Below are 1560 nucleotides of genomic sequence, written 5' to 3'. Positions count from 1 at the left end.
ATACTTGGCTCTATTAGAACGTTTGCTAAGTTCTTGAAACGTCCAGAAATAACTTTAGATATTAAAGTTATGCCTATAGAAAAAAAGGGAGAATTGGAAATACTAACTCCTTATGAATACAATCAATTACTTCAAGAAGTGAAAAATGATGGTCACGAAAGAAATATAGCTATTGTTTACTTATTACTTCATACAGGTATTAGAGTTTCGGAATTATGTTCTCTAAATAAGTCGAATATTGATATTAGAAAAAGGCAATTAACCGTTAGAAATGGGTTAACTGGTGAAGAAAGGTATATTCCATTATCGGAAGAAGCTAAGAAATATCTTCTTAAATACTGTGACTCTTTTTATAGTGAGGATGCTTTATTTACTTCAAAATCTAATGAACGATTAACAGAAAGATCGATTCAATATATGTTGAAAAAGTATAATGTTCATCCGCATAAATTAAGACATACTTTTTGTCAAAAGCTTATAGATAAAGGAATAGGCTTAGAAGTTGTCTCGAAACTTGCTGGACATAAAGATATAAATGTTACTAAAAGATATGCAAAATCCAGGATGGAACAATTCGAACTAGAAGAAGCAATACAAAAAACTTTTATTAACGATACACTAGGATAGGTTGTTTAGTATTTAATTGTCTTTTTAAAGTTAACATCAACCGATGGGTAAGCTTAAAGTGAATTCAGATTTAGAACGTTTCAGGGGCTATTTTAGCTGATTTTAGGTACTTCCCTTAGTTAAGTTCGTTTTTAGAAAAAGGACAGTATTATAGATCGAATATAAAAGCCTAAAGACGTTCGACAATGGAAATTCTATTCGTTTTTTATATTTTAAAACTGATATTAGATATTTCTTTTTAAAAAGGATGAAAAGAATTGGACAATAAAGCGCAAATATATCGTTCTAATGTATCCATATCACAACTCGAAACAACGCTAAAAGAAAAAAATCTTTTAGCGTTGTTTGTGCAAAGACAGGAAAAATCCAATGAAAATTTTGGAATACAACTATATCTCTAGAGATATTACGGTATATCTACACTATATCTCCCGAGCCAAAAAGTGATATCAATTTAAACTCCTTGAAACCTAATAGGCACCGACTATTCATCACCTTTTATCAGAAGGTGATATCAGGTTTCCTTATGCTCTTTTTTTAAAAGGATAGATAAGCAAAGAAAATAGACATATAGATACTCCATACAGCATTATAAGCATTGTCCATGCTTCAAAAATGTTTGGAATGTCAAATAGATAATGGAATAGGATCCAGGAGGAAATAGAAGAAATAAAGAGATAGTGTTTTTGAATTATAGTCTTCATTTTTGATTATTTCCCGAAGGGAAAAAGACAGAATTTGCCCGAATATGGCCGGATTCCGTCTTTTGTTTGGGGTGCTGCTTGGGATAAGACGCATTATGTTAACTACTATTAAAAATAATTTTACGTACCCAAGTTTGGATGCATCAAATTATTTACCGATATTATTTAAATAGTCCTCTAATGCTTCTTCAATTAATATATAGATGTTTTTTTCTTGTAATAAAGATTG

1 protein-coding gene is annotated in these 1560 nt (G+C 30.3%); it reads left to right on the top strand.

Annotation, left to right across the window (positions count from 1 at the left end):
* Positions 1-627: tyrosine-type recombinase/integrase (locus ACF1AG_RS34800; RefSeq protein ID WP_391811052.1), on the top strand; the 627-nt coding region annotated here is incomplete at its 5' end.
* Positions 628-1560: the final 933 nt, after the last annotated feature.

This window comes from Streptomyces sp. NPDC014764, assembly GCF_043082785.1.
Taxonomy (GTDB): Bacteria; Actinomycetota; Actinomycetes; order Streptomycetales; family Streptomycetaceae; genus Streptomyces; species Streptomyces althioticus.
This window is presented reverse-complemented; position numbering and strand designations above follow the sequence as displayed.